This is a genomic window from Massilia sp. NBRC 108631 (assembly GCF_059704565.1).
Genome location: NZ_BAAKJE010000185.1, coordinates 1 through 960 on the forward strand (window position 1 = coordinate 1; position 960 = coordinate 960).

2 protein-coding genes are annotated in these 960 nt (G+C 67.7%); both read left to right on the forward strand.

Going from position 1 to position 960, the window contains the following annotated elements; translation table 11 throughout:
• Positions 1-405: DUF2345 domain-containing protein (locus AC6H42_RS20405; protein WP_497548817.1), on the forward strand; the 405-nt coding region annotated here is incomplete at its 5' end.
• 16 nt (positions 406-421) lie between these two features.
• Positions 422-960: DUF4123 domain-containing protein (locus tag AC6H42_RS20410; protein ID WP_497548818.1), on the forward strand; the 539-nt coding region annotated here is incomplete at its 3' end.

The window sequence follows — 960 nt, forward strand, 5'->3', positions numbered from 1 at the left end:
GCGCACACCGTGTCCTCCGTGGCCGGCAACGCGGCCGGCTTCTTCAGCCACGCCGGCGGCATCCAGGCCTTCGCCGGCAACGGCCCCGTGTCGCTGCAGGCGCATACCGGCGAGCTGGAGATCCTGGCGGACAAGGAGATCACCGTGATCTCGGTGAACGACAGCATCGAGATCAAGGCCAGCAAGAAGATCGTGCTGCAGGCCGGCCAGTCCAGCATCACGCTCGACGGCGGCGACATCACCTTCGCCTGCCCCGGCAACTTCACCGTCAAGGGCGGCCAGCACATCTTCGACGGCGGCGGCAGCGGCGCGGCCGGCTTGCCCGCCCTGCCGACCGGCAGCGCCATCTGCATCGAATGCCTGAAAAACGCGGCGGCCAAGGCCAGCAGCTTCCTGGTCCGCTAAGCGCTAAGAAAAAAATATGGACAACCCAACCCACACCTACGCCCTGCTCGACTGCTCCGCGCACGACCACGCGTGGCGCGAACTGAGCGCGCGCTTCCCGGACGCGCAATGGCGCTCGCTGTTCGACGGCACGCCCGAAGAACACCTGACGGCCGCCGCGCCGCTGCTGATCGCCACGCCGCGCGAGCATGAAGCGCTCATCAAATGGCTGGCGCGGCTGGAACAGGCCGCGCCCAGCGTCAGCTGGATAACCAGTCCCTACACGCTGCCCGTGCTCGCGCCCATGCTCACGCGCCGCCTGAACTGCGAAATCGACGGCGGTCAATTGGTCGTGATGCGCTTCTACGACCCGCGCATCCTGCTCGGCCTGCCCTCCGCCTTGGACGCGCAGCAGAAGCGCTATTTCTTCGCCCCCGTGAGCGCATGGAGCGCGCTCGAGCCGCGCCGACAACAGCGCTACAGCATCGACATCGTGCCCGCCACGCCGGCCGACATCGCCCGCTACGCCTTCGCCCCCATCAGCCTTACGCTGGCCCAGCGCGACCAGCTGATGTA